The 23,418-nt window shown below is 71.5% G+C and carries 26 protein-coding genes; 14 read left to right on the top strand and 12 right to left on the bottom strand.

Going from position 1 to position 23,418, the window contains the following annotated elements; translation table 11 throughout:
* Positions 1–10 precede the first annotated feature (10 nt).
* Complete coding sequence (locus NE234_RS31610; RefSeq protein WP_252784524.1) at positions 11–1,456, bottom strand: MFS transporter; 1,446 nt, start codon at positions 1,454–1,456, stop codon at positions 11–13.
* 91 nt (positions 1,457–1,547) lie between these two features.
* Between NE234_RS31610 and NE234_RS31605 the strand changes: the two genes are divergently transcribed.
* Positions 1,548–2,294, top strand: a complete 747-nt coding sequence (locus tag NE234_RS31605) for a TetR/AcrR family transcriptional regulator (protein WP_252784523.1) — start codon at positions 1,548–1,550, stop codon at positions 2,292–2,294.
* Between the two features lie 31 nt (positions 2,295–2,325).
* Here the strand turns inward: NE234_RS31605 and NE234_RS31600 are convergent, their stop codons facing one another.
* The 3 genes from NE234_RS31600 to NE234_RS31590 form a co-directional block, all read right to left on the bottom strand.
* Positions 2,326–2,898, bottom strand: coding sequence for a TetR/AcrR family transcriptional regulator (locus NE234_RS31600; protein ID WP_252784522.1), 573 nt, complete (start codon positions 2,896–2,898; stop codon positions 2,326–2,328).
* 79 nt (positions 2,899–2,977) lie between these two features.
* Complete coding sequence (locus NE234_RS31595) at positions 2,978–4,357, bottom strand: amidase (RefSeq protein WP_252784521.1); 1,380 nt, start codon at positions 4,355–4,357, stop codon at positions 2,978–2,980.
* Positions 4,344–4,553, bottom strand: a complete 210-nt coding sequence (locus NE234_RS31590; protein WP_252784520.1) for a hypothetical protein — start codon at positions 4,551–4,553, stop codon at positions 4,344–4,346. The genes NE234_RS31595 and NE234_RS31590 overlap by 14 nt, the downstream gene beginning before the upstream one ends.
* Before the next feature lie 132 nt (positions 4,554–4,685).
* On the opposite strand from NE234_RS31590, the gene NE234_RS31585 reads away from it, so the two are divergent.
* Together NE234_RS31585 and NE234_RS31580 are read left to right on the top strand one after the other, a co-directional pair.
* Complete coding sequence (locus NE234_RS31585; protein WP_252784519.1) at positions 4,686–5,933, top strand: MFS transporter; 1,248 nt, start codon at positions 4,686–4,688, stop codon at positions 5,931–5,933.
* A gap of 19 nt (positions 5,934–5,952) precedes the next feature.
* Positions 5,953–6,900: an MBL fold metallo-hydrolase gene (locus NE234_RS31580; protein WP_252784518.1), complete on the top strand. Its 948-nt coding sequence runs from the start codon at positions 5,953–5,955 to the stop codon at positions 6,898–6,900.
* Between the two features lie 12 nt (positions 6,901–6,912).
* Here the strand turns inward: NE234_RS31580 and NE234_RS31575 are convergent, their stop codons facing one another.
* The 3 genes from NE234_RS31575 to NE234_RS31570 all read right to left on the bottom strand — a co-directional run bounded on the left by NE234_RS31575 (position 6,913) and on the right by NE234_RS31570 (position 8,570).
* Entirely contained in the window at positions 6,913–7,515 is a 603-nt protein-coding gene (locus NE234_RS31575; RefSeq protein ID WP_252784517.1) for an AAA family ATPase, read from the bottom strand.
* Positions 7,516–7,602: 87 nt separating this feature from the next.
* Positions 7,603–7,716, bottom strand: a complete 114-nt coding sequence (locus NE234_RS46130; protein WP_406567098.1) for a DUF397 domain-containing protein — start codon at positions 7,714–7,716, stop codon at positions 7,603–7,605.
* Positions 7,716–8,570, bottom strand: coding sequence for a helix-turn-helix domain-containing protein (locus NE234_RS31570; RefSeq protein ID WP_252784516.1), 855 nt, complete (start codon positions 8,568–8,570; stop codon positions 7,716–7,718). The genes NE234_RS46130 and NE234_RS31570 overlap by 1 nt, the downstream gene beginning before the upstream one ends.
* A 154-nt stretch (positions 8,571–8,724) precedes the next feature.
* Here NE234_RS31570 and NE234_RS31565 point away from each other — a divergent pair, with 154 nt between their 5' ends.
* The 4 genes from NE234_RS31565 to NE234_RS31550 all read left to right on the top strand — a co-directional run bounded on the left by NE234_RS31565 (position 8,725) and on the right by NE234_RS31550 (position 11,910).
* Positions 8,725–8,982, top strand: coding sequence for a hypothetical protein (locus NE234_RS31565; protein ID WP_252784515.1), 258 nt, complete (start codon positions 8,725–8,727; stop codon positions 8,980–8,982).
* The gene (locus NE234_RS31560) at positions 8,979–9,395 is read left to right on the top strand and encodes an ATP-binding protein (RefSeq protein WP_252784514.1); all 417 of its coding nucleotides are present in this window, start codon (positions 8,979–8,981) and stop codon (positions 9,393–9,395) included. The genes NE234_RS31565 and NE234_RS31560 overlap by 4 nt, the downstream gene beginning before the upstream one ends.
* 125 nt (positions 9,396–9,520) lie before the next feature.
* The gene (locus NE234_RS31555; RefSeq protein ID WP_252784513.1) at positions 9,521–10,714 is read left to right on the top strand and encodes a YncE family protein; all 1,194 of its coding nucleotides are present in this window, start codon (positions 9,521–9,523) and stop codon (positions 10,712–10,714) included.
* A 68-nt stretch (positions 10,715–10,782) separates the two neighbouring features.
* Positions 10,783–11,910 carry a helix-turn-helix domain-containing protein gene (locus NE234_RS31550; protein ID WP_252784512.1) on the top strand — a complete coding sequence of 376 codons (1,128 nt, stop codon included), beginning with the start codon at positions 10,783–10,785 and terminating at the stop codon, positions 11,908–11,910.
* 22 nt (positions 11,911–11,932) lie between these two features.
* Here the strand turns inward: NE234_RS31550 and NE234_RS31545 are convergent, their stop codons facing one another.
* Positions 11,933–12,781 carry a helix-turn-helix transcriptional regulator gene (locus tag NE234_RS31545; RefSeq protein ID WP_252784511.1) on the bottom strand — a complete coding sequence of 283 codons (849 nt, stop codon included), beginning with the start codon at positions 12,779–12,781 and terminating at the stop codon, positions 11,933–11,935.
* 136 nt (positions 12,782–12,917) lie between these two features.
* Here NE234_RS31545 and NE234_RS31540 point away from each other — a divergent pair, with 136 nt between their 5' ends.
* A complete protein-coding gene (locus tag NE234_RS31540; protein WP_252784510.1) occupies positions 12,918–13,682 on the top strand; it encodes an SDR family oxidoreductase in 765 nt (254 codons plus the stop codon).
* 106 nt (positions 13,683–13,788) lie between these two features.
* Positions 13,789–14,358: an SMI1/KNR4 family protein gene (locus NE234_RS31535; RefSeq protein WP_252784509.1), complete on the top strand. Its 570-nt coding sequence runs from the start codon at positions 13,789–13,791 to the stop codon at positions 14,356–14,358.
* A gap of 169 nt (positions 14,359–14,527) precedes the next feature.
* Here the strand turns inward: NE234_RS31535 and NE234_RS31530 are convergent, their stop codons facing one another.
* The gene (locus NE234_RS31530; RefSeq protein ID WP_252784508.1) at positions 14,528–15,403 is read right to left on the bottom strand and encodes an SDR family NAD(P)-dependent oxidoreductase; all 876 of its coding nucleotides are present in this window, start codon (positions 15,401–15,403) and stop codon (positions 14,528–14,530) included.
* A 100-nt stretch (positions 15,404–15,503) separates the two neighbouring features.
* On the opposite strand from NE234_RS31530, the gene NE234_RS31525 reads away from it, so the two are divergent.
* A complete protein-coding gene (locus tag NE234_RS31525; RefSeq protein ID WP_252784507.1) occupies positions 15,504–16,067 on the top strand; it encodes a TetR/AcrR family transcriptional regulator in 564 nt (187 codons plus the stop codon).
* A 34-nt stretch (positions 16,068–16,101) separates the two neighbouring features.
* On the opposite strand, the gene NE234_RS31520 is transcribed toward NE234_RS31525, so the two are convergent.
* Positions 16,102–16,875, bottom strand: coding sequence for an SDR family NAD(P)-dependent oxidoreductase (locus NE234_RS31520; RefSeq protein WP_252784506.1), 774 nt, complete (start codon positions 16,873–16,875; stop codon positions 16,102–16,104).
* A gap of 46 nt (positions 16,876–16,921) precedes the next feature.
* On the opposite strand from NE234_RS31520, the gene NE234_RS31515 reads away from it, so the two are divergent.
* Both NE234_RS31515 and NE234_RS31510 read left to right on the top strand, forming a co-directional pair.
* Positions 16,922–18,247 carry an SLC13 family permease gene (locus NE234_RS31515; RefSeq protein WP_252784505.1) on the top strand — a complete coding sequence of 442 codons (1,326 nt, stop codon included), beginning with the start codon at positions 16,922–16,924 and terminating at the stop codon, positions 18,245–18,247.
* Between the two features lie 6 nt (positions 18,248–18,253).
* Positions 18,254–18,754 carry an adenine nucleotide alpha hydrolase family protein gene (locus NE234_RS31510; RefSeq protein ID WP_252784504.1) on the top strand — a complete coding sequence of 167 codons (501 nt, stop codon included), beginning with the start codon at positions 18,254–18,256 and terminating at the stop codon, positions 18,752–18,754.
* Between the two features lie 14 nt (positions 18,755–18,768).
* Here NE234_RS31510 and NE234_RS31505 read toward each other — a convergent pair whose 3' ends face one another.
* Together NE234_RS31505 and NE234_RS31500 are read right to left on the bottom strand one after the other, a co-directional pair.
* The gene (locus tag NE234_RS31505) at positions 18,769–19,488 is read right to left on the bottom strand and encodes a DedA family protein (protein WP_252784503.1); all 720 of its coding nucleotides are present in this window, start codon (positions 19,486–19,488) and stop codon (positions 18,769–18,771) included.
* A gap of 2 nt (positions 19,489–19,490) precedes the next feature.
* Positions 19,491–20,114, bottom strand: a complete 624-nt coding sequence (locus tag NE234_RS31500; RefSeq protein ID WP_252784502.1) for a TetR/AcrR family transcriptional regulator — start codon at positions 20,112–20,114, stop codon at positions 19,491–19,493.
* Positions 20,115–20,240: 126 nt separating this feature from the next.
* Between NE234_RS31500 and NE234_RS31495 the strand changes: the two genes are divergently transcribed.
* Positions 20,241–21,692 carry an amidase gene (locus tag NE234_RS31495; RefSeq protein WP_252784501.1) on the top strand — a complete coding sequence of 484 codons (1,452 nt, stop codon included), beginning with the start codon at positions 20,241–20,243 and terminating at the stop codon, positions 21,690–21,692.
* Positions 21,693–21,826: 134 nt separating this feature from the next.
* Positions 21,827–23,296 (top strand): DNA-3-methyladenine glycosylase 2 family protein, encoded by a 1,470-nt coding sequence (locus tag NE234_RS31490; protein ID WP_252784500.1) that lies wholly within the window; start codon positions 21,827–21,829, stop codon positions 23,294–23,296.
* Positions 23,297–23,418 lie beyond the last annotated feature (122 nt).

Raw genomic sequence — 23,418 nt, 5'->3', positions numbered from 1 at the left:
GTCGTCGAGCTCAACCGTGCACCTGCTGGGCGTGCCTGGGCAGGAGGCCCACCAGCAGGAGCGTGAGGAGGTTCAGGCCCGCGGCGATGCCGAAGACCAGCTCCGCGGCGGCGAGGTGGGAGTGCACGGACGGGTGCCCGACCCGTGCGAAGAACACCGTGCCGAGGGCGGCGACGCCGAGGGCGCCGGCGAACTGCTGGACGGCGTTGAGCATGCCCGCGCCGGTGCCGACCTCTTCGGTGGTGGCGTCGCCGAGGATGAAGTCGACCAGCGGGACGAACACCAGCCCGGAGCCGAAGCCGGTGAGCAGCAGCGCGGGCGTCAGCCTCCAGGCGGTGATGCCGGTGCCCCAGTGGGCGACCGACCACCACAGGGCCAGCAGGCCGATGACGGCGATGGCCAGCCCCAGGTGCAGGCAGGCGCGCCCCAGCTTCTCGGCGAGTACGGCGCCTGCGAGCAGGACGGCGACGGCGGTGCCGAGAGCCCAGGGGATCAGCGTGAAGCCCGTGTGCAGCGGCGTCCAGCGCATGCCCAGCTGCAGCAGCAGGTTGACGATGAGGACGAACGCGCTCAGGGACGCGTGGAATCCGGCCACGATCGCCAGGCCGACGACGAAGCTGCGCTTGCGGAACAGCGACGGGGTGATGACCGGGTGCTCGCTGCGCCGTTCGGAGACGACGAACAGGGCGAGCAGGACGACCGCGGCGGCCATCATGACGTAGGTCCAGGCGGGCCAGCCGAGGTCACGTCCCTGGATGAGCGGGATGATGAGCAGGGCCGAGGCCGCGGTGAGCAGGCCGACGCCGGGGAGGTCGAGGCGGGCGGCCGGGTCTTCACCGCCGTTGCGGGGCAGGACACGCCAGGCGAGCGCGGCGGCGATGACGCCGAACGGGACGTTGATCAGGAAGATGGAGCGCCACCCGCTGCCGAGCAGGTCCAGGTGGAGCAGCCAGCCGGCCAGGATGGGCCCGGCCACGGTGGCCAGGCCCATCAGCGGGCCGATCGGCATCAGTGCCCTGCGCAGGTGCCGGGGCGGGAACACGATCTTCACCAGGGCCAGACCCTGCGGGATCATGACCGACCCGCACAGGCCCTGCAGTGTGCGGGCGACGATCAGGAAGACCACGTCGGGGGCGAGACCGCAGGCCAGTGAGGTCAGGGTGAAGCCGGTCATGCCGAGCAGGAACAGCCGCCGGCGCCCGAGCAGGTCCCCGAGCCGTCCTGAGGTGATCAGGCCGAGCGCGAAGGCCGCGGTGTAGGCGCTCAGCACCCATTGCACCGTCACCTGGCCGCCGCCGAGGTCGGCGCGGATGGAGGGGCCGGCGAGGTTGGCGACGCTGGAGTCGATCAGATCCATGAGGTCGGCCAGGAACACGACGGCCAGGACGAGCCAGGCGGTGCGCAACGGCAGTGTGCTGGTGGTGGGCGCTTGCGATGAGCGCTGGTCAATGGACACGAACACCGTTCTACAACAGAACACTGTTCCTAACAAGACGAACGATGTTCCTCATGCAGAACAGTGTTCGTCCGTTCGCTAGACTGCCCGCATGTCACCGACTCCGCAGGAACGGCGAGCAGCGCGGCACCGGCTCGGCACCGGCTCGAGCGCACCCGCGGCCCGGCGCGGACCGTCCGGCGGGCGCAAGAAACCGATCACGGTCGACGCCATCATCGGCACCGCGTTCGGCATCGTGGAAAGAGAGGGATACGAAGCCCTCACGATGCGGCGCCTGGCCACCGCGCTGGAGACCGGGCCGTCGTCGCTCTACGCCCACGTGGTCAACAAAGAGGACCTGGACGAGCTGCTCATCGGCCGGCTGTGCACCGAGATCGACCTGCCCAAGCCGGACCCCGGCAGCTGGCGGCAGCAGATCATCAGCGTCTGCACCCAGCTGCGCGACCAGTACCTGCGTTACCCGGGCATCTCCCAGGCGGCCTTCGCCGCCGCTCCGTCCAACCTGGACACGCTGCGCGTCAGCGAGGGAATGCTCGCCATCCTGCTCGCCGGGGGCGTCGACCCGCAGACCGCCGCCTGGGCGATCGACTCACTGATGCTCTACGTCAACGCCTACAGCCTCGAGGTCTCCCTGGTGAACAGGCGGCTCAGCCGCAGTGACGACACCTGGGTCGTCAGCCGCGAGGAGCTGCTGGACCGATTCGCCGCACTGCCCGACACCTTCCCCCACACCAAGCGCCACGCCGAAGAGCTCACCGCCGGAACCGCCCACGACCGCTTCGACTTCACCCTCGGCCTGATGATCGACGGACTCCCGCGTCAGCCGCGGAATCCGTGACACGCAGGCGGTGCGTGCGGGAGTCGCCGGGTCACCCGCCGGCGCGGCCGGCCGCGGCGAGGAGGCCCGCCACGAGCCGCCGCGCGTACGAGGCGTCCAGGCGACCGGGGCGGAACAGGATGCGGTACATCATGGGTGCGACGACGCCGTCGATGACCGACTCGATGTCCGGGGTGTTCTCCCCGCGTTCGGCCGCGCGGGCGAGGATCACGCCGATCTGCTCGGCGGCGTATGCCGAGCACTGGCCGGCATTGCTGCCGTCCGGGTCTCCGAGCAGGGCGTCGCGGATGTAGGCGCGGCCCGGGGGAGAGGCCATCTCGTCGAGGAACTGCTCGGCCCAGGCCTCCAGATCCGACGCCAGATCTCCCCGGTCATCCGGCGCCGTGTCAGGCCGCAGGCGCTCGACCGCCACGTCCGACAGCAACTGCTGCAGGTCACGCCAGCGCCGATAGATCGTCGACGGAGTGACACCGGCGCGTGCCGCGACCAGCGGCACCGTCAGCGCGTCGCGGCCTACTTCGGCCTCGAGTTCCCGTACGGCGGTGTGCACCGCATGCTGGACCCTGGCGCTGCGCCCGCCGGGACGCACCATCGCGCGACTCATGCTCTTCACTCTAAAGCAAAGTCATAGCTTCTAGGGGAGTGCGCCGGCCGCGGAGACCGGCCGGCGCACACGGTCGGTCTCAGGCCGCCGGCGCGAGCTCGCGGGCGGGCTCGGTCCGTTCGTACGCGTGGCCCACGCGCAAGAGCGCGGCTTCCCCGAAGGGCCGTCCGAGCAACTGCATGCCGATCGGCATCCCCTGCCGGTCGCGGCCGACCGGCAGGGAGAGTGAGGGCACCCCGGTGATGTTGGCCGGCGCCGAGAGGCGCACGTAGGCGTCGGAGACACTCTCGACCGTGCCATCGGGCCAGGTGAGGGACTCTTCGCCGGCACGCACCGCGGTCGCCGGGACCGCGGGCGCGGCGATCACGTCGACCTCCTGCAGCATCCGCGTCCACGCCCGCCGCATGAGCGTCCGGGCCCGCTGGGCGCGCAGGTAGTCCCCGGCGGTCATCAACGCGCCCGCTTCGAGGAGGATGCGGACGTCCGCCGTATACAGTCCGGCGGCCTCTCGCAGGGTCTTCTCGTGGTAGGCGGTGGCCTCAGGGACCATCAGTCCCCACTGGATCGCCTGGATGTAGCGGGTCATCGGAATCTCGACCTCGACGAGCCGCGCGCCGAGGGTCTCCAGCCGGTCGATGGCCCGCCGTACCGCGGCCTCGACGTCGGGGCCGACGCGGTCGAAGTAGTAGTTGCGCGGCACGCCGACGCGCAGTCCCGACAGATCGCCCTCGGAGGGCGGCCGACGGTCCGACAGGCCTGCGGGGTCGCGGGGATCATGCCCGGTCAGGATCGGCAGTACCAGGGCCGCGTCCTCGACGGTGCGCGTGATGGGGCCGACGTGATCCAGTGACCAGGACAAGGACGTCACGCCGTGCCGGGGAACGAGGCCGTACGTCGGCTTGAGACCGACCACTCCGTTCAGCGCGGCGGGTACCCGGATCGAACCACCGGTGTCGGTCCCCAGGGCGAAGGTCGCGGCACCCGCCGCCACGGCGACGGCCGATCCGCCGCTGGAGCCGCCGGCGATCCGCTCCCGATCCCAGGCGTTGTGCGTCTGTGGCGTGGTGAGTCCGTAGGCGAACTCGTGGGTGTGGGTCTTGCCGACCAGGACGGCGCCGGCCGCCGTGAGGCGCGCGGCGACCGCGCTGTCGGTCTTCGCGCGGTGACCGGCCCGTACGCGGGAACTCGCCGTGGTCGCCGTGTCGGCGACGTCGATCAGGTCCTTCAGCCCCACCGGGATCCCGTGGAGCGGGCTACGGAGGCGGCCGGCCACGGCTTCGCGTTCGGCCTCGCGCGCGGATCGGCGTGCCCGTTCCGCCGTCACCGTGACGTACGCCCGCAGGCCCGGCTCCACCCGCTCGATGCGGTCGAGCACCGAGTCCACCAGCTCGACAGGGGACACTCGCCGAGTTCGTATCGCGTCCGCGGCGGCGGCGAGGGACAGCTCATATGGCTGCATCGTGGTTCTCCTCTTCCGTCCGGTACGCGGTGGCGGGCGGGGTGTCTCCGAAGTCCAGTTCCCGCAGTACCGAGACGACCGAGTGGATGTGGTCGGCGATGGCCGCGACCTGGCCGGGGCGGTCGTCCGCCAGTGGGAGTCCGGCGCGGGCGGCCCATCGGGCCGCCTCTGGCGGCGTCAGTTCGGGGACGGGCACGGGCGTTCCTCCTGTTCGAGCCGGAGCGGTGGTGTGACGCTCCACCAAAAGCTAAACGTTTGCGTTAGGCCACGATAGGAAATACCGTGACCTAACGCAAACGCTTAGCTTTTGTGTCTCAGGAGGAGTCCCATGTCCAGTGCCTCACCAGGCACGCTCGTACGGTGCGGCCGCTCGCCGGTCCGCACCCGATGGGCGAACCGCGCATCCTTCGTCCTGGACACCTCGATCCTGGTCGCCGCCCTGGCCGCGTCCAGCGCGCCGACGCCGCTCTACCCCCTCTACCAGCATCACTGGGGCCTGTCCGCACTGACCATCACGCTGGTGTTCAGCGCCTACTCCCTGACGTTGCTGCTGGCCCTGCTGATCACCGGAGCGCTCTCCGACCATCTGGGGCGCCGCCCCGTCCTGGGGGGTGCGCTGGTGCTGGAGGCCGTGGCCATGGCGCTGCTCGCCACAGCGGACGGTTCCAAGGCGCTGATCGCCGCCCGGATCCTGCAAGGAGCGGCCACGGCCGCGGCCACCAGCGCGGCGGGCGCCGCCCTGCTCGACCTCGAAGATCCGACGCGCCCGGGCAGATCCGCCCTGACCAACGGCATCGCCCCCGTCGCGGGCATGGCCGTCGGCGTGCTCGCCTCGACGCTTCTGATCCGCTTCGCGCCGGCCCCCACGGTCACCGTGTACGTGCTGCTGGCGGCGCTGTTCGCCGCCCAGGCCGCCGCGGTCGCGTTCACCACCGAGACGGCCCACCGGCACGCCGGCGCATGGCGCTCTCTGCGCCCGCGCCTGTCCGTCCCGTCCTCGGCCCGCCACGCCCTGCGGCTCACGGGCGCCGGGATCGCCGCGGTCTGGGCGCTGGGCGGTTTCTACTCGTCCCTCGGGCCGGCGCTCGTCCACCTGGTGTCCCCCGACGGCCCCGGGACGGCCGGCGGCCTGGTCTTCTTCACGGTCACCGCCACGGCGACGCTCACCGTGTGGACGGCGCGGCGTACGGCGCCGGCCGTCGCGGCCACGGCCGGATGCGCGGCCGTCGTACCCGCTGCGGCGCTGACTCTCGGGAGTCTGCACGGTGGCGGCCTGCCCGCCCTGTTCGGCGGGGCGGCCTTGGCCGGCGTCGCCTTCGGCGCGGTGTCCCAAGGGGCGCTGCGCATCACGCTCACCGCGCTCTCCGAACGCGACCGCGCCGCGACCCTGGCCGCCTACTACGTGCTCAGCTACCTGTCGATGAGCATTCCCGCCATCGCCGCCGGTGCCGCCACCGGACGGTACGGGCTGGGGACGGCGTCCCACACTTACGCCGCGGCGGCCGCCCTCCTCGCCATCGTGGCGGTGGCGGCGCTCACAGCCTCACGACGAAGCCCGATCGATGAACCCCGATGAAGGAAGGAACCGACAGAACATGCGGACACCACCGCTCAAGGAATCCAACGACGCCGCCACCGTCTCGTGGGCCGTGGGCGACATCACCGTCCACCGCATCGACGAGATCCCGCTGCCGCCCGCGACCGGCCCTTGGCTGCTGCCCGACGCCACCCCGGACGTGGTCACACGCCAGAACTGGCTGCGTCCCCACTTCGCCGACGACCGAGGCGTCCTGCGCATCGACAGCCATGGCTTCGCCTTCTCGGTGGGCGGGCTCCGTGTCCTCGTGGACACCGGCATCGGCAACGGCAAGACGCGGGCGAACCCCGCATGGCACGACCTGAGGACCGACTACCTCGCGCGCCTCAGCGGCGCGGGCTTCTCACCGGAGTCCGTGGACCTGGTCGTCCTCACCCATCTGCACACCGACCACGTCGGCTGGAACACCCGCGAAGAGCAAGGCGCATGGGTGCCCACCTTCCCCCGCGCCCGCTATGTCGCCTCCCGGGTCGAGCGGGAGTTCTGGGCCGGTTACGACATGGACGAGCCGCGCCGACAGATGTTCCGCGACTCGGTGCACCCGGTCGAGGACGCGGGGCTGCTCGATCTCGTCGACGTACCCGCGGAGGGCGCCGAGGTCGCTCCCGGCCTGCGCCTGCTGCCCACGCCTGGGCACACTCCCGGCCACATCGCGGTCCAGCTGAGCAGCCACGGCGAAACGGCCCTGATCACGGGCGACTGCGTCCACCACCCCGTTCAGTTCGCCCACCCCGCCATCGGCAGCTGCGTCGACATCGACCCGGAACAGGCCGAGGCCACCCGCCGCTCTCTGTTCGACGCGCTCGCGGGCACGGACACCCTGGTCCTCGGCACCCACTTCCCACCGCCTACCGCCGGTCGTGTCGTCGGCCACGAGGACGGCCACCGCCTGATACCGGTCCCCCCGGTCCATGGCCTTCCCCGCGCCGGCCAGGGCGTTCGCTGAAACAGGCATCGCTCACGCGGGCTGCGCCCCTGGCGCAGAGCCGGGAGTCCGTGGCCGTCCCGGGCTCCCGGCTCCGGCGAAGGCGGCGATCTCCGGGATGCCCGGCCGATAGCCGTCACCGGTGTCCACGGTCAAGGTGGGAACGTCCAGGGAGATCGGGACGAAGGAGTCGATGGAGTACCGCCCGTCGGCGATCGACGCGAGGAGCTTCCGGTCTCCGTGCGCGGACCGGTGGGGATCACCGGCGACACGCCGGGCCACCCGATCGTGAGCGGTGGCCGCCGGGGTGACGCAGCGGATGACACGAATGTCGGCGACCCCGGCGAGGGGCTCGAGATTCGGGCGCCAGACCCGGTCCTGGAAGGCCGCCTCGGCGACCACGGTCACCCCGCCCTTCACCAGCGTGGCCAGGACGTCGAAGAAGACCCTGAGGGTCGGCAGGTTGAGAGGGTCGTCCCCGCTCGGGTCGAACCCCGGCGTGGCCAGCACCATGCCCTGCTTGATCTCATCGCGGACGACCGCAGGGCAGCCGAGCTCCTGCGCGAGCCGGCGAGCCAGCGTGGTCTTGCCCGTCCCGGGCGCCCCGCTCACCACGTTCAAGATCGGCTTGGCCATAGCGCATTGTCGCATTCCAGCCTGACACGGCACGTGACCGTTCGAAACGCTTGGGCAGGTCGGGAGGCTTCGGCCGGACCGCGCCTCCTACGCACCTGGTCCCATCATCAGACCGACGACGGCCACCTCGACGCAGCTTCCCTCGTTCCCGCCGCTGTGAGTGCTCTTACGCCATGAAGCGTCGGTCAATACAGGAGTCATCATGGCGTTGACGCTACCTTCACGATGAGTTCTCGCGACAGATCCTCATCCAGCGAAACCGTGAGCAACTTCGTGAAAATCTCAGCATGTTCGGCGACCTCTGCCTCATCCTCTACGAAGAGACTCCTAGTGAAGTGCTCGACCACCGTGACGCTGAGACGCCCTGGTGGACGAAGGGTGAATAGGTCGAACGGCCCCGCCAGCCAAAGATAGGCCCCCGCTGACTCGGGCAGCACCCGTAGCTCTATGGCCTTCTCCCTGGCAGCCTCGGCTAGGCATTGCAGTTGGGCGTTCATCACCGAGGGGTCGCCCACCTGGTTCCGCAGCGCCGCCTCGCCGATGATCGCTACATAGCGTGGGGAATTCGGCTGCCCCAGAATTCGTTGTCGACGTCTTCGGAACTCAACGAGGGCGTCGGCGTTTCGTTTGTTCCTTCGACTCCCCGCCATGACGAGTGCACGCGTGTACTCAGGGAGCTGTAGTAAGCCCGGAATCAGACACGGCTGAAAGGTACGGATCAGGTCGGCGTCCTCTTCAAGACTCGCCAGGTCGAGGGCCGCGGCGGAGATGCGGCCCTCGTAGGCGCGCTCCCAGTTCTTGCCGGGTTTGTGGGTGGCGAGGTGGAGGAGGGACTCGCGGAGGGGGCCGGCGGGGACCTCGTAGAAGTCCAGCAGGTCGGCGAGCTCCTGAGGGTCGATGGAGTGCAGGCCGTTCTCCAGGGTGCTGAGCCAGCTCTTGGAGCGGCCGTAGCGGCGGCAGGCGGTGTCGATGGTCAGCCCGCCGTCCTCGCGGGCCCTGCGCAGCGCCGAGCCGATGCGGCGCAGGCGTACGGACGGGATGTTCCGGGAGGGCATCTACCCACACTGTCACCGTCTGTATCGAGTCGTACGCGGAACGCGCTGAGGAGAATGTTCGCCCGGCGAAAATTCTGCCCAGGTCAGCGGGTGTTGCGGCCTGCCGCGGTCGGTGGTGACCGTAAGTCTCCGACACGGAGAAGGGAGCCGTCGAGTGCAGATGTCGAAGACGCGGTACGGGCTGCTGGTCCGGCTGGCGTGGGAGTTGCGGGCCGCGCCCGTGACCTCGCTGCTCGTCGTGCCCGGTCACGGCGAGGCGGTGCTGTGGGTGCTGGGTCGGGGCGGCCGCAAGGAGGCGGTGCTGGCGGTGCCACGGCCGGACCGGTGGCGGCTGCTGTGGCGCGGCACCGAGCTGGACGCGGCGTCGGTGCCGGAGGCGGCCCGGCGGATCGCCGCGGCGGTCGCGGCGTGACCGAGGTGGGGAGGGCGACCGAGGGGCCGGTCGTGCTCGGGGAGATCACGCTGCCGGGGCTGCGGCGCTCCGTCGCATACGCCCGCGCGTTCCTGCGGGACCTGCTGCCCAGCGGCCATCCGGTGCTGGACGACCTGGTCACGGTGGGCAGCGAGACGGTCTGCAACGCCGTCGCGCACACCGCCTCAGGGCACCCCGGAGGGCGGGTGACGGTCGTGCTGCTCGCCGACCGGGGCGCGTACCGGCTGGAGGTCACCGACGACGGCGCCGGCGGCGCGCGTCCGCGCCTGGAAACGGAGGGCGGCGGGGAGATCGGGCGCGGGATGCGGATCGTCGACGCGCTGGCCCGGCGGTGGGGCCATCGGGAGGAGGGGGACCGTACGGTCGTGTGGGCCGAGTTCCCGGCCACGTAGCCGGTTGTCGGTGGGCGACATCGGGACCTCGCGACGTTGGCTGCGGCGATCTGTGCGGCGGCGCGTCCCGTACTCAGACTTAGGCGCACTCCCGTTTCGACGACGGCGGTTCGTGAGGAGACGAGATGTCCGGCAGGAGACTCAAAGCCCTGGTTGTCTGCGCGGCGACGGCCGCGGCGCTGTCCGTTCCGGTGGGGTCGGCCGGTGCGGCCGGGCTGCGGGACGTGTTGTTGGTCGGCAACAGTCAGTCCGGCAGCGTCAGCTTCATCGACGGGCACACGTACCAGAATCTCGGGTCGTTCAACGTGATCGGGGATCTGCAGCAGCGGCTGAACGAGATGGACCCGATCCAGCGGGCCGGGTACGAGACGGTCAAGGGGATCGAGGGCGGTGACCGGTTCGTCGACGACGTTCAGCTGTCACCGGACGGCAGGACGCTGTACGTCTCGCGCGGCAACCTCGACGACGCGGCGGCGTTCGACCTGGTGTCGGGGCGGCAGCTGTGGCACACCCGGCTGGACGGCTTCCACGCCGACCACGCGGCGCTGTCCCCGGACGGCACGCGGTACGTCATCTCCGCGACGACGGCGCAGGTCGCCGAGGTGCTGGACACCGCGACCGGATCGGTGGTCGGCAGGTTCGGCACCGGGACGTACCCGCATCAGAACGACTACACGGCCGATGGGAAGTACATCTACAACTCCAGCATCGGGATCACGTCGCTGCCGCAGTCGCTGGAGCTGCTCAAGGGCAGTTTCCAGCTGACGAAGGTCGACGCGTCGACGCTCAAGGTCGTCAAGACCTGGAACCTCCCGCACGGGATCCGGCCGAACCTCATCGCGCCGGACGGCAACACCTTCTACACCCAGCAGTCCTACCTGAACGGCTTCATCAAGTACGACCTGGCGAAATCGAAGATCGTCGCGACCGTCACGATGCCCTACAGCGCGCACGGCCAGGCGCTGAAGCCGGACGACTACCCGCAGAACTCCGCACACCACGGCCTGGCGCTGTCCGGGGACGGCTCGAAGCTGTGCGACGTCGGGACGATCGACGACTACACCGCGATCGTCAACACCGCGGACCTGTCGACGAAGGGGTTCGTGAACTACCCGACGGACAGCCTGCCGTACTGGGGGACCAGCAGCGTCGACGGCAAGCGCTGCTTCGTCTCACTCAGCAAGGCGAACGCCGTGTCGGTGGTCGACTACGCGACGGCGACGGAGGTCGCCCGCGTGCCGGTCGGGACGTTCCCGCAGCGGGAGCGGATCGGGCAGGCGGCCCCGGAGGCGATCGCGGCCCTGACGCCGGCGAGCTGATCGGTCCACACTGGGCGGCACGGGAGGCTTTTCTCCCGTGCCGCCCAGCGCCGTACCGGGAGACGACGATGGCCGAACGCGCCGTGCTCCGCCGCCTGATGGAGCGGATGCGCGCCGACCCGCGGACGCTGGAGGCGGTCGTGGAGGCGGCCCGTACGGAGTCCCCGCCGATCGCGGCGCTTCCGGTGCAGGAGGTCCGGCGGCACATCGCGGCGCTGCTGGCGGTGGTGTCGGCGGCGTTCATCGACGAGTCGGGGCTGAACGAGAACGACGCGCGGGTCGCGGATCGGCTGGCCACGGACCGGGCGCTGCAGGGGGTGCCGCTGGCGGCGTTGCTGGAGGGGTTCCAGGCGGCGCGCTCGCACGTGATGACGCGGCTGCTGGACGAGGCCCGGTCGGCGGGGGTGTCCCTGGACGCGCTGATCGAGGAGCTCCTGGAGCTCGACGCGTACGCGAACGGGCTGCAGAACCGGCTGATCCACGCGTTCCGGGAGACGGAGCTGAGCCTGGCGCACTCCGCGCACGCGGCGCGCGTGCAGGCGCTGCGGGACCTGCTGGGCGGCGGTCCGGTGTCGTGCGCCGCCGACGCGGGCCTGGACGTGCGGCGGCGTTATCACTGCCTGGTGACCGACGTCGGTGACCCGCGGGAGGCGCGGCGGGTCGAGGCCGGTCTGGGCCTGGCCGATGGGGTGTCGGGGCTGGTGGACGGGCGGCTGTGCGCGGTGACGACCCGGCTGCCCGCCGCCGCGGCGACGCTCGTGGTGGCCGGGCCGGCGGTACGGCCGGGGGAGCTGGCCGAGGTGTACCGGCTGGGCCGGACGGCGCTGGCCTCGGCGCGGCGGCGGGGGATGGAGGGGCTGTGGGAGCTGACGGCGCTGGCGGTCCCGGTGGCGCTGGACGCCCACCCGGCGCTGGGCGAGTTGCTGGCGCGTGAGCTGCTGGCCGGCCTGGACGCGGGAGAGGAGTTCCACCGGCTGCTGGCCGAGACGGCCGTGGTGTACCTGGACCACGGAGGTCGCGCCGACCAGACCGCCGCCGCGCTGCATGTGCATCCGAACACGGTCAAGCACCGGCTGCGGCGCCTGACGACGTTGACGGGCTTCGCGGATCCGGGCCCGCCGGGGGAGTCCCTGGCGGGCGCGCTGCGGTGGCGGTGGGCGCTGCAGGCCTGGCTCGGCCGGGTTCCGGAGGCGTGAGGCCAGAGGGTCGGCGGCCGGGTCACCGTGGGATTCGAGGTGGTTCTTCGGTGAGGTGCGTGGTCTCGGCCATGGACGCGAGGAGGCGGAGTTTCTCGTCGCTCTCGCTGCCCTGATCGGCGTAGTAGAGGACCAGGAGCAGATCGTCCACCGGCAGCTTGTCCCGGTGCAGGTGCAGCTCACCGACGACGGGATGGTTCACGATGGCGGTGCCGCCCTCGAGGGTGCGGACGTCGTGGCGCGCCCAGAGCGTACGGAACCGCTCGCTCGACAGGGCGAGCTCGCCCACCAGCTCCACGAAGCGCGGGTCGTCGATGTCGTCGCCGATGGACTTCCTGAACGCGGCGATGAACCCTTCCGTGGAGCGTGTCCAGTCCTGCTGGAACGCCTGCTCCTCAGGATCGAGGAGCAGCGACCGCAGACGGTTGTACCCGGGCTGAAGGCGCGGCGAGAGCGCGACCGCGAGCCGGTTGGAGGCGAGCACGTCGAACGCGCGTCCTTCCACGAACGCGGGGACCTGCACGCTCGCCAGCAGCTGATGCAACCGTGCGGGTACGCGTTCGGGCCTCCGCCGCCGCTGTGGCCTGGGGCGCGAGGCGGCCAGGCCGAGGAGGTATTCCTGTTCGATCTCGTCGAGGTGGAGGACCCGTGCGAGGGAGGCGAGGACCTGTGGTGAGGGGTTCTTGTCACGGCCGCGCTCCAGCCGCAGGTAGTAGTCGGCGCTGATGCCCGCGAGCATGGCGACCTCTTCGCGGCGCAATCCGGGAACGCGGCGGTTCGTACCCGCGGGCAGCCCGGCCTGCTCCGGAGTGACCAGTGCCCGCCGGGCGCGGAGGTAGTCGCCGAGCGGGTTCGCGCGGTCGTCGCTCATGTTCGGCAGCGTAGTTCAGGGCTCTCTCGGCTGAGGGGGCCCTGGCAGGACCAGGGAAGACGGGGGTACTGCCTGCGGCCGGAGATCGGGCCGACACTGAGGGCGTTGGCCGCACAGGACACATCAGGAGTTTTCAGTGGACATCACCAATCGCACCGTCTTCATCGCCGGCGCCACCTCGGGAATCGGCCTGGAGCTGGCTCGCCGGTTCGCCGCGGCCGGCAGCGCCGTCATCATCGGCGGAAGGCGGACCGACCTGCTGGACGAGCTCGCGGCCGAGGGGTTCGCCACCGTTCCCATCGACGTGACCGACCAGAACAGCGTCGACCGGGCCCGCGACACGATCCTCCAGAGCCACCCGGACCTCGACACGATCGTGACGATGTCCGGGATCGGAATACCCGAGGACCTGCGCGACCCCGCGCACTTCAGTGCCACGGAAAAGACGATCGACACGAACGTCCTCGGCACCATCCGCGTCATCGACGCGTTCACCCCGCACCTGATCGGGCGCGGCGCCGGCACCATCATCACGGTGACCTCGGGCATCGGATTCCTGCCGTTCCCGCTCATGGCGACCTACGGCGCCTCGAAGGCCGCCGTGCACGCCTACTCCGAGGCGCTGCGCGCGCAACTGGACGGCACCGGCGTGGAGGTCGCCGAACTCGTTCCCCCGGCTGTCGCCACCACGCCGGAGCAGGCAAAGCTCAACCCCCGTGCCCTCGACCTGGGCGAGTTCGCCACCGAGGTGATGGATCTGCTCAAGGCCGACCCCACTCCGCGCGAGATCCTCGTCAAGGAGGTGCTGATGCACCGGTGGGCCGAGCGCGACGGCACCTACGACGAGCTGGTCGCCCAGCGGTCGCAGGCGCTGGCGATGCTCCCGGGCCGTCAGGCATGACCGGCCACGTCTAGGGCCTGTCTCGAAGTGAGTGCAGCGTTTTACGGCGCCGGGCCGTGACGTGGCGTATATCTTGCTCGAGCATGCTCGCCGAAGGAGTTCACACGTGGACCTTCGTCCCTTCAGCGTCACCGAGTGGCGCGCGTTCCTGCGTGACTACAGTGCGAAGTTCCTGGACAACTCGCGTTCGTTGCGTGAGCTCGAGGAGAACGGTGCCGGAAGGTTCGTCAGGAGTCACGTCGAACGTGAGGGATGGATCGGCTACGCGCCGGCCAGTGCGGATGCGGTCGTGGCCGCTGAGGAGCGGCTCGGCACTCGACTTCCGCCGACGTACCGGAACTTCCTGATGGCCAGCAACGGCTTCGGCTATGTCGACTATGTCGATCTGCTCAACGTGGACGAGATCGGGTGGCTTCCCGAACGCGACCCAGATCTCGTGGAAGCCTGGAGCTTCGGCGTTGCAGCGGACGAGATCCTCGAGCGGAGCCTGTTGATCGCACGCGACGATGGCGGTCCTGGCGTCTGCTGGCTGCTATATCCCGGCGACGCAGCGGAGGACGGTGAGTGGGCCGCGTACGAGTGGTTCACCGGCGACGGCAGCCTTCCTGAGGATTTCCGTTACGACGACTTCGGTGCGCTGCTGTTGGATGCGGCTCGGCGGTTGGACGCCGATTGACATGAGGAGGCGCCCGAACGCCTTGGCCGGCACACGGGCACCGTGGCGTCCAGCCGCACATGGGCGGATCACTGCTGATCCGTCGGCGCCGTCGGCGCTGGTGCGGCTGGTCGCCGGGTGGCCGGCCGAGTACCGGTCACCGGAGACGGTGCGGGCTTACCGGCGTGGGCTAGTGACGGCCGAGGGGGTCCAGGTGCTGCGCCGTGGCGTCGTCGGCCGTCGTCGACTCGCTCAGGTGACGCCAGCGCTCGTCCTCGGCCAGCAGGTCCCGGCCGGCCTGGGTGGCGTAGGTGTAGGCGTCGGTGCCGACGAGCAGCCGCAGCGGCGGCTCCTCCAGCGCGGCGACCTCGAGCACCAGCTCGGCGACCTTGGCGGGGTCGCTGGCCATGGTGACCTGCCCGTCTCCGTGCATGGCGGCCATGCGGCCGACGGTCTCGGCGTACTCGGGGCGGATCGGGTCGATCCGCATCGATGAGCCGGCCCAGTCGGTGCGCATGCCGCCGGGCTCCAGGACCGTCACCTTGATGCCGAGGGGCGCGACCTCTGCGGCGAGCACCGACGAGAAGCCGCCGACGGCCCACTTGGCTGTCTGGTAGGCGCCCAGGCCCGGGGTTGCGAGCCGGCCGCCGACCGAGGACACCTGGATGATGTGCCCGGCCCGCTGTTCGCGCATGACGGGCAGGGCCGCGCGGGTCAGCCGGACGACGCCGAACAGGTTGGTGTCGACCTGCGCGCGGAAGTCGTCGAAGTCGGCGTCCTCGATCGAGGCCACGTTGGCGTAGCCGGCGTTGTTGACCAGGACGTCCAGCCGGCCGTAGCGGTCGACCGCGGTGGCCACCGCCGCCTCGGCGGCCTGGTCGTCGGTGACGTCGAGGGTCACCACGGTGAGCCGCTCGCCGTGCTCGGCGGCGAGGTCGTCCAGCGCGGACGCCTGCCGGGCCCCGGCGACGACGCGGTGCCCGGCGGTGAGGGCGGTACGGACGATCTCGCGGCCGAGGCCGCGCGAGGCCCCGCTGACAAGGAAGACCAGAGAGGAGGAGGACATGAGGACTCCAGACGGTGAGCTAACTAACCGGTTGATTAGTTACAGCTAAGCCTGCTTTCGTTCTCCTGTCAACTAAACGGTCGGTTAGAATGTGCCCGTGATGAGCAGAGACGCGGAGGCCACCCGGAGACGGCTGCTGGAGGCGGCGCGGGACGAGTTCGCCGCCTACGGCATCGCGGGCGCCCGGGTGGAGCGGATCGCGGCCGCCGCCCGGAGCAACAAGGCGCAGATCTACCACTACTTCGGCAGCAAGGACGGGCTGTTCGACGCCGTCTTCGACGACATGTGCCGGGAGACGGTCGGCGCGGTGCCGATCGACGCGGAGAACCTCCCGGAGTACGCCGGCCGGCTGTTCGACTCCTACGAGCAGCGGCCGTGGGTGCAGCGGATCGCCACCTGGTACCGGCTGGAGCGCGCCGGCACCGGCGACCTGCTCTCCGTCGTGATGGCGAGTAACGAGGCCAAGGTCAAGGCCGTCGCCGACGCGCAGGCCAGGGGAGTGCTGCCGGCGCGTTTCCCGGCGGACGTGCTGCTCGGCCTGGTCATCCACCTCTCGAGCTTCTGGAGCTCCAACGTGCCCGAGTTCGACGCGGTCGTCGCCGGCCATTCGACGGCGGCCCGGCGGCAGACGGTCGTCGACGCGGTCGCCGCGCTCCTGTCCTGACCCCGCCCCTCGGCGCGGAGACGCGCCCCACCCGTCAGTGGGCGGAGAAGCCGCCGTCGACGAAGATCGACTGGCCGGTGACGTAGGCCGACGCGGCGCTCGCGAGGAACACCGCGGCACCGGCGAAGTCGCCGGGCACGCCGTTGCGCCCGATGAGGGTCCGCTCGGCCATCGCATCCCGGCGGTCGGCGGGGATGTGGGTGACCAGGGGCGTGACGACGAAGCCGGGCACCAGCGCGTTGACGCACACGCCGTGGGAGGACCACGCCTCGGCCTGGGACCGGGTCAGCGCCACCAGCCCGCCCTTGGACGCCCCGTACGCGCCGCTGTTGGCGAAGGCGCGGAAGGACTGCTGGGAGGCGATGTTGATGATGCGGCCGTGGCCGCGGCGGGCCATGCCCGGTCCGAACCTCCGGCCGAGCAGGTACGGCGCGTCGAGGTTGACGGCGATCGTACGGTCCCAGGTCCGCTCGTCGAGCTCGTCCATCGGGGGCCGCAGGTTGATCCCGGCGCAGTTGACCAGGATGTCGGGCTCGCCGAACGGCACGACCGCCTCCTCCGCCGCCCGGTGCACCTGGGCGCGGTCGGCGAGGTCGCCCGTGACGTACGCGGCGGGACGGCCGTGGGACTCCAGTTCGGCGGCGGTGTCGCGGAGTCCGGGCTCGTGGCGGGCGACGAGGACGACCCGCGCGCCCGCGCGGCCCAAGGCGATGGCGATGGCGATGGCCCGCCCGATGCCGGAACTGCCGCCGGTGACCAGCACGACACGGCCGTCGAGGGAGAACAGCTCCTCCAGGTAGGTCCTCACGAGGTGAAACGGTACCGGGGGCGGGCCCATCCTGGTGATCACAGGGGTGAGATGCTGGTGGTCCGCGGGGACGGCACCGGGACGGGCCGTACCGTTCGCCACCCGGGAGGCCGCGCTGCACACCGTCGTCGCCGAGACCCTCGCGGTCATCCTGCTGCTGGCGGTGCTGGTGTTCGCCGTCGCCCGGCCGCGCGGGCTGCCGGAGGCCGTGGCGGCGGTGCCCGCAGCCGGGACGCTCATCGCCGTCGGCGCGGTGTCCCCCGCGCAGGCGTGGGCGCAGACGCGCACGTTGCTGCCGGTGGTCGGGTTCCTGGCGGCGGTGCTGGCGCTGGCGCAGCTGTGCGACGACGAGGGACTGTTCACGGCGACCGGGGACCTGGTGGCGCGTGCCTGCCATGGGCGGCCGGTGCGGCTGCTGGCGGGGGTGTTCGCGACCGCCTCCCTGATCACGGCGGTGCTGAGCCTGGACGCCACGGTCGTGCTGCTGACGCCGGTGGTGTTCGCGACCGCCGCGCGGGTCGGGGTGCGGCCCCGCCCGTACGTGTACGCCTGCACCCACCTGGCCAATTCCGCGTCCTTGCTGTTGCCGGTCTCGAACCTGACGAACCTGCTGGCGTTCGCGGCCAGCGGGCTGTCGTTCGCGCGGTTCGCCGGGCTGATGGCGGTGCCGTGGCTGGTGGTCATCGCCGTGGAGTACGCGGTGTTCCGCTGGTTCTTCCGCGGTGATCTGGCCGTCGTGCCGGCCCGGGAACGGCCGGTCGAGCGGCCACGGGTGCCGGTGTTCACGGTCGTGGTGCTGGGCCTGACGCTGGCGGGGTTCGCGGTGACCTCCTTCGCGGAGGTGAACCCGGCATGGGCGGCGCTGGCCGGCGCGCTCGTGCTGGCGGGCCGTGCGCTCCGGCGGCGGCGGACCACGGTCCGCGGCGTGGTGGTGTCGGCCGGTCCGCTGTTCTGCCTGTTCGTGCTGGCGCTGGGCGTGGTCGTCAAGGCGGTGGTCGTCAACGGCCTGGACCGGGCGGCCGACCGTGTCCTGCCGCACGGACCGGGCCTGCTCGCGCTGCTGGCGGTGGCCGCCCTGGCGGCGCTGCTGGCCAACCTGATCAACAACCTGCCCGCCGTGCTGGCGATGCTGCCACTGGTGGCGCCCCAGGGGCCGGGGCCGGTGCTCGCGGTGCTGATCGGCGTGAACCTGGGACCGAACCTGACCTACGTGGGCTCCCTCGCAACGTTGCTGTGGCGGCGGATCCTGCGTGAGCACGACGCCGAGCCGGGGCTGGGGGAGTTCACCCGGCTGGGCCTGGTGACCGTTCCGGCCACGCTGGTGGCCGCGACCGTGGCACTGTGGGGAGTGCTGACGACGATCGGAGGCTGATCGGGCGTGAAGGTGATCATCTGGGTCGCGGAGGGCACCTGGGAGGCCGCCGTCGACGCCGCCCGCGACCTGGTGCCCGCCGAGGCCGACCTGACGCTGCTGCACGTGACGGACGACAAGGTCGCCGCGGCCGCCCACCACGCCTACACCGGCCTGCTCGGGCGGGGCCGCCGCGAACGCGACCCCGGCGTCCGGCTCGAGGCGCTGTCGCAGGCCGCCGCGGCCGAACTACTGGAGGCGGCCGCCGAACGGCTCGGCCGGGACGCGGCCGGCCAGGCCCGGCACGGCCGCGTCGAACACGAGGTCGTCCGGGCCGCCGAAGGCGCCGACCTGCTCATCTGCGCCCGCGACGGCGCAAGCGACCGGCTGGGGCCGCGCAGCCTGGCCCCGCCGACGCGGTTCGTCGTCGACCACGCGCCCTGCCGCGTCCTGCTGGTCTGGCCCGAGCCGGCGCCGGGCCTGGACTCCCTGCCGCCCTCGCCGCCCTCGCCGCCTCCGCCGCACTGAGCCGGGCTGAGCCCTCAGCGGTCCGCGGTGACGTCCGCCGGTTCGGCGGCCGGCGCGGGAGCGGCGGCGCGGCGGCCGCGTACGCCCCGCACGACCATGACGCCGACGACCAGGGCGATCGAGGCCCAGGTGCCGTAGTGGGAGATGGTCTTGGCGACGTCGACCGCGTCCTGGCCCAGGAAGTAGCCCAGGCCGATGAGCATGCCGATCCACAGCAGCGCGGCGGCCGCGTCGAGCAGCACGAACGTCACCAGGCGCATCCCCGTCCAGCCCGCGATGACGAACAGCAGCGCCGCCGGGACGGGCAGGTAGTAGGAGATGAGGACGCCGACCCAGCCGAGCCGGCGACCGAGGCGCTCGGCGCGGGCGATCATCCGGTCGCCTCGGCCGCCGCGCCCGGCCACGAACGTGAGCATGCCGCGCCCCCACAGCCGGCCCGCCCACCAGAAGAACGGGTCGAACACGATCATCCCGGGGACGGCGGCGGCCACCGCCAGGACCAGGGACGCCTGGCCGACGCGGGCGAACGCCCCGGCGGTGACGATCGAGGTCATGCTGCCGGTGAGCAGCTCCAGCAGCACCGGGTTTCGGCCGATGAGCACCGGGCGCAGCGGGATGAGCGCCAGGGCGTACAGGCCGCTCAGCGCGATCCCGGCCCAGCAGATGAGGTCGGCCCGCCCGGGCCGCCCAGTCCAGGGCAGGTCGGGACGTGGGCGTTCCCCCGTGGTCGGCATCCTCAGATGGTAGTTCCCGCTCTCTGAGCTTCGGGACGGTGCTGCTCCATGATGCCCTCGACCATTCTCATCAGTCGGTCCGCCGTCTGATCGATGCTTCCGTTCTGCGTGCTGACCTGCGCGCCTTCGAGTACGAAGGTGATCGTGGCCGCTGCCTGCTCGGGGTCGGTCAGCCCGGCCTCGGCGCACATGCCGACCAGCCTGCGGGTCTGGTGGGCCTTGTGCTTCTCGATCACTTGCCGTGCGGGATGGGAGCGGTCGGGCAGTTCGGCGATGGAGTTGATGAACGGACAGCCCCGGTGCGAGATTTCCGGCAGTCCCTCGGCGATGAAGCGGGCCACGGCCAGGATCTGCTCCCTGGGCCGGCCGGGGTGTTCGGCCTCGGCCCGGTCGAAGGCGGCCTGGTAGTCGGCGGCGAGGATCCGCAGCCATTCCGCGACCAGCGCGTCCTTGGTCGCGAAGTGCCGGTAGATCGCCATTTTGGTGGTCTCGGCCCGCTCGGCGATCGCCTGGACACTGACCCGTTGGATCCCCTCGCTCTGAAAGAGCTCCTCCGCCGCGTCGAGGATGCGCTCACGAGGCGGCAGTTTCGCGACCCTGCTCGGCCTGCTGGCGGTCGATGCCATGACTACTCCGTGACGTCCGGTCCGTTGCGTTCCCCTCACCCCTCGCTATGGTACCGGTCAGTTCCCTGCGATACCGTACGGTCTCACATGAGACCGAGCGGTATCGTTCTGCCCTGAGGAGTGACGTTGAGAGTTACCGAGTACGTGAGCTTCGACGCGGTGGAGCTCGCGGAGCTGGTCGCCAAAGGCGAGGTGACCCCCGCCGAACTGCAAGCAGCCGCACGCGAGGCGGCGCAGACGATCAATCCGCAGATCAACGCCATCGTGGAGACGTGGCCGGCCGACGACGAGCCCGACACCGGCGGCACACCGCTGGCCGGGGTCCCTTTTCTGATCAAGGACATCGGAGTCTCCATGGCCGGGAGGCGGATGGAGCTGGGCAGCCGTCTCGCCGTTGGCAACGTCGCCGGCGCCGATTCCTTCCTGATGCGGCGCTTCCGTCGCGCCGGCCTCGTGACATTCGGGCGTACCGCGACACCGGAGATGGCCTACGGCATCACGACGGAACCCGTGCTGTACGGCGCCACCCGCAACCCGTGGGACCTGGGGCGGAGCGCGGGCGGATCCAGCGGGGGCGCGGGCGCGGCCGTCGCCGCCGGGGTGGTCCCGATCGCACACGCCACCGACGCCGCCGGCTCGCTCCGCATCCCCGCGGCCTACAACGGCCTCTTCGGGTTGAAGCCCACCCGTGGCCGGGTGTCCATGGGCCCCGACGTCGACGAGGTCTTCAACGGTCTGGCCGTGCAGGGCAGCGTCAGCCGCACGGTACGCGACAGTGCGGTGCTGCTCGACCAGATCCGCGGCCCGGAACCGGGTGACCCCTACTTCGCCCAGGAGCCGCCCCGGCCGTACGCGGAGGAAGTCACCCGCCACCCCGGCTCGCTGCGGATCGGTGTCCTCACCCGGGCATGGGGTGGCCGCCGCACCGCCGCACCAGTGGCCGACGCTCTCTCTCGCACCATGAGTCTGCTCGAATCCCTCGGCCACCAGGTGGAGGAGGTCAAGGTCGACCTCGGGGCCCACTGGGAGGAGTTCGTCCTGGCCAATGCCCGTCTGTGGACGGCGAATCTCACGGCCTCGATCGACGAACTGGCCGCCGCCTTCGGCCGACCCATCGACTCCTCGACCCTCGAGCCGCCGACCCTTGCCGGCTACCACTACGGGCAGCGCGTCAGTGGCGCCGAGTTCGTCACCGCTCTCGCGATCCGGAACCGCGTCGCCCGGAGCCTGGCACGGTGCTTCGACGCTCACGACATGCTGCTCACCCCGACTCTGCCGGAGCTTCCCGTCCCCTTGGGCACCTATGCCGACGGCGCAGAGGAGCCGGACGGCCTCGGCTGGCTCGGCCGCGTCTTCGACCGCTCACCGTTCACCGTGGCGTTCAATGTGGCAGGCACGCCGGCCATGTCCGTGCCGGTGACGGCCGACGCCGAGACAGGGCTCCCGATCGGTATGCAGTTCGCCGCCGGTCACGGCCGCGAAGGCCGCCTCTTCCGCCTCGCCGGCCAACTCGAACAGGCCAGCCCGTGGTCGGGCCGAACCCCCACGGTGTGGGCGGGGAACCACACGGGCCGCTGAGGAGAGCGCCTGAACCTCCTCGGCTCCCCGTCCCCGCATGCGGGCATCCGAGGTCATTGATCGCCCTCGGCGTGCGCAGCATGATGTCGGATTTTCGCGAGCGCGGCACGCCGTCCACCGGGGATGCTTGTCACATGCATGAGGACGTGGAGCGCTGCGTACGGGCCGTGCAGTCCAAGGACGCCCGATTCGACGGATGGTTCTACACCGCGGTGCTGACCACGGGGATCTACTGCCGGCCCAGCTGCCCGGTGGTACCGCCCAAGCCGGAGAACATGCGGTTCTTCCCCAGCGCCGCGGCCGCCCAGCAGGCCGGATTCCGGGCGTGCAAGCGGTGCCGCCCGGACGCCAGCCCCGGCTCGCCGCAGTGGAACGAGCGCGCGGACCTGGTCGCCCGCGCGATGCGGCTCATCGCGGACGGCGTCATCGACCGGGAGGGCGTGCCGGGCCTGGCCGCCCGGCTCGGCTACAGCACCCGCCAGGTCGAACGCCAGCTGCGCGCCGAGCTCGGCGCCGGCCCGCTCGCGCTCGCCCGCGCGCAGCGCGCCCAGACCGCCCGCCTGCTGATCGAGACGAGTTCCCTGCCGATGAGCGACGTGGCGTTCGCCTCGGGGTTCGCCAGCGTCCGGGCGTTCAACGACACCGTGCGCCAGGTGTTCGCGATGTCCCCGACCGAACTGCGCGACCGCGTCTCCCGCGGGCATCCCGCCGCCACGTCCGGGGCCCTGTCGGTCCGACTGCCGTTCCGCGCGCCGCTGTGCCCGGACAACCTGTTCGGCCACCTGGCGGCGACCGGCGTGCCCGGCGTCGAGGAGTGGCGCGACGGCGCGTACCGGCGCACCCTGCGGCTGCCCCACGGCCACGGCGTCGTCGCGCTGCGGCCCACCCCCGATCACATCGCCTGCCGGCTGCACCTGGCCGACCTGCGGGACCTGGCCATCGCGATCAGCCGCTGCCGGTGGCTGCTGGACCTGGACGCCGACCCGGTCGCCGTCGACGACCTGCTGCGCGCCGACCCAATGCTGGCCCCGCACGTGGACAAGGACCCCGGCCGCCGCGTGCCGCGCACCGTCGACCCCGTCGAGTTCGCGGTACGGGCCGTGCTGGGCCAGCAGGTGTCGACGGCGGCGGCCCGTACGCACGCGGCCCGCCTGGTCACCGCCCACGGTGAGCCCGTCGACGACCCCGAGGGCGGCCTGACGCACCTGTTCCCCGGCGTGGACGCGCTCGCGGACCTGGACCCGGAGACGCTGGCGTTCCCCCGCGCCCGCCGTACGACGCTGACCACGCTGATCGGGGCGCTGGCGGACGGGGAGATCGACCTGGGCGCCGGCAGTGACTGGGGGCGGGCGCGCGAGCGGCTGGCGGAGCTGCCGGGGCTGGGCCCCTGGACCGTCGAGATCATCGCGATGCGCGCGCTCGGCGACCCGGACGCGTTCACCCCGACCGACCTGGGGGTGCGGGCGGCGGCGCGCACGCTCGGCCTGCCGGTCACCCCGGCCGCCCTCACCCGGCACGCCGCCGCCTGGCGTCCGTGGCGGGCGTACGCGGTGCAGTACCTGTGGGCGACCGGCGACCACGCCGTCAACCGGATGCCCGCCTAATGGGAGCTACCGGGTTGGCTGTTCGGGCAGACTCGGTGCCTGGTAGCCGCCGGTGAGTGAGCACTGCGCTCGCCTGGACCTTGAGTCCTAGGGTCAGATCGTGCCCTCGCCGGTGGTCAGGG

The organism is Actinoallomurus rhizosphaericola, from assembly GCF_024055675.1.
GTDB classification, from domain to species: domain Bacteria; phylum Actinomycetota; class Actinomycetes; order Streptosporangiales; family Streptosporangiaceae; genus Actinoallomurus; species Actinoallomurus soli.
Note: the sequence above shows the minus strand (reverse complement) of the source record. Positions and strands in the feature narration are given on the sequence as shown.

Bases quoted from the DNA above. Each gene is read 5' to 3' on its own strand.
- NE234_RS31600 (WP_252784522.1), bottom strand. From the start codon at position 2,898: ATGAGTCGCGCGATGGTGCGTCCCGGCGGGCGCAGCGCCAGGGTCCAG.
- NE234_RS31505 (WP_252784503.1), bottom strand. From the start codon at position 19,488: ATGCCGACCACGGGGGAACGCCCACGTCCCGACCTGCCCTGGACTGGG.
- NE234_RS31550 (WP_252784512.1), top strand. From the start codon at position 10,783: ATGGCCGAACGCGCCGTGCTCCGCCGCCTGATGGAGCGGATGCGCGCC.
- NE234_RS31605 (WP_252784523.1), top strand. From the start codon at position 1,548: ATGTCACCGACTCCGCAGGAACGGCGAGCAGCGCGGCACCGGCTCGGC.
- NE234_RS31490 (WP_252784500.1), top strand. From the start codon at position 21,827: ATGCATGAGGACGTGGAGCGCTGCGTACGGGCCGTGCAGTCCAAGGAC.
- NE234_RS31570 (WP_252784516.1), bottom strand. From the start codon at position 8,570: ATGCCCTCCCGGAACATCCCGTCCGTACGCCTGCGCCGCATCGGCTCG.
- NE234_RS31545 (WP_252784511.1), bottom strand. From the start codon at position 12,781: ATGAGCGACGACCGCGCGAACCCGCTCGGCGACTACCTCCGCGCCCGG.
- NE234_RS31525 (WP_252784507.1), top strand. From the start codon at position 15,504: ATGAGCAGAGACGCGGAGGCCACCCGGAGACGGCTGCTGGAGGCGGCG.
- NE234_RS31595 (WP_252784521.1), bottom strand. From the start codon at position 4,357: ATGCAGCCATATGAGCTGTCCCTCGCCGCCGCCGCGGACGCGATACGA.
- NE234_RS31575 (WP_252784517.1), bottom strand. From the start codon at position 7,515: ATGGCCAAGCCGATCTTGAACGTGGTGAGCGGGGCGCCCGGGACGGGC.
- NE234_RS31585 (WP_252784519.1), top strand. From the start codon at position 4,686: ATGTCCAGTGCCTCACCAGGCACGCTCGTACGGTGCGGCCGCTCGCCG.
- NE234_RS31530 (WP_252784508.1), bottom strand. From the start codon at position 15,403: ATGTCCTCCTCCTCTCTGGTCTTCCTTGTCAGCGGGGCCTCGCGCGGC.
- NE234_RS46130 (WP_406567098.1), bottom strand. From the start codon at position 7,716: ATGACTCCTGTATTGACCGACGCTTCATGGCGTAAGAGCACTCACAGC.
- NE234_RS31555 (WP_252784513.1), top strand. From the start codon at position 9,521: ATGTCCGGCAGGAGACTCAAAGCCCTGGTTGTCTGCGCGGCGACGGCC.
- NE234_RS31500 (WP_252784502.1), bottom strand. From the start codon at position 20,114: ATGGCATCGACCGCCAGCAGGCCGAGCAGGGTCGCGAAACTGCCGCCT.
- NE234_RS31580 (WP_252784518.1), top strand. From the start codon at position 5,953: ATGCGGACACCACCGCTCAAGGAATCCAACGACGCCGCCACCGTCTCG.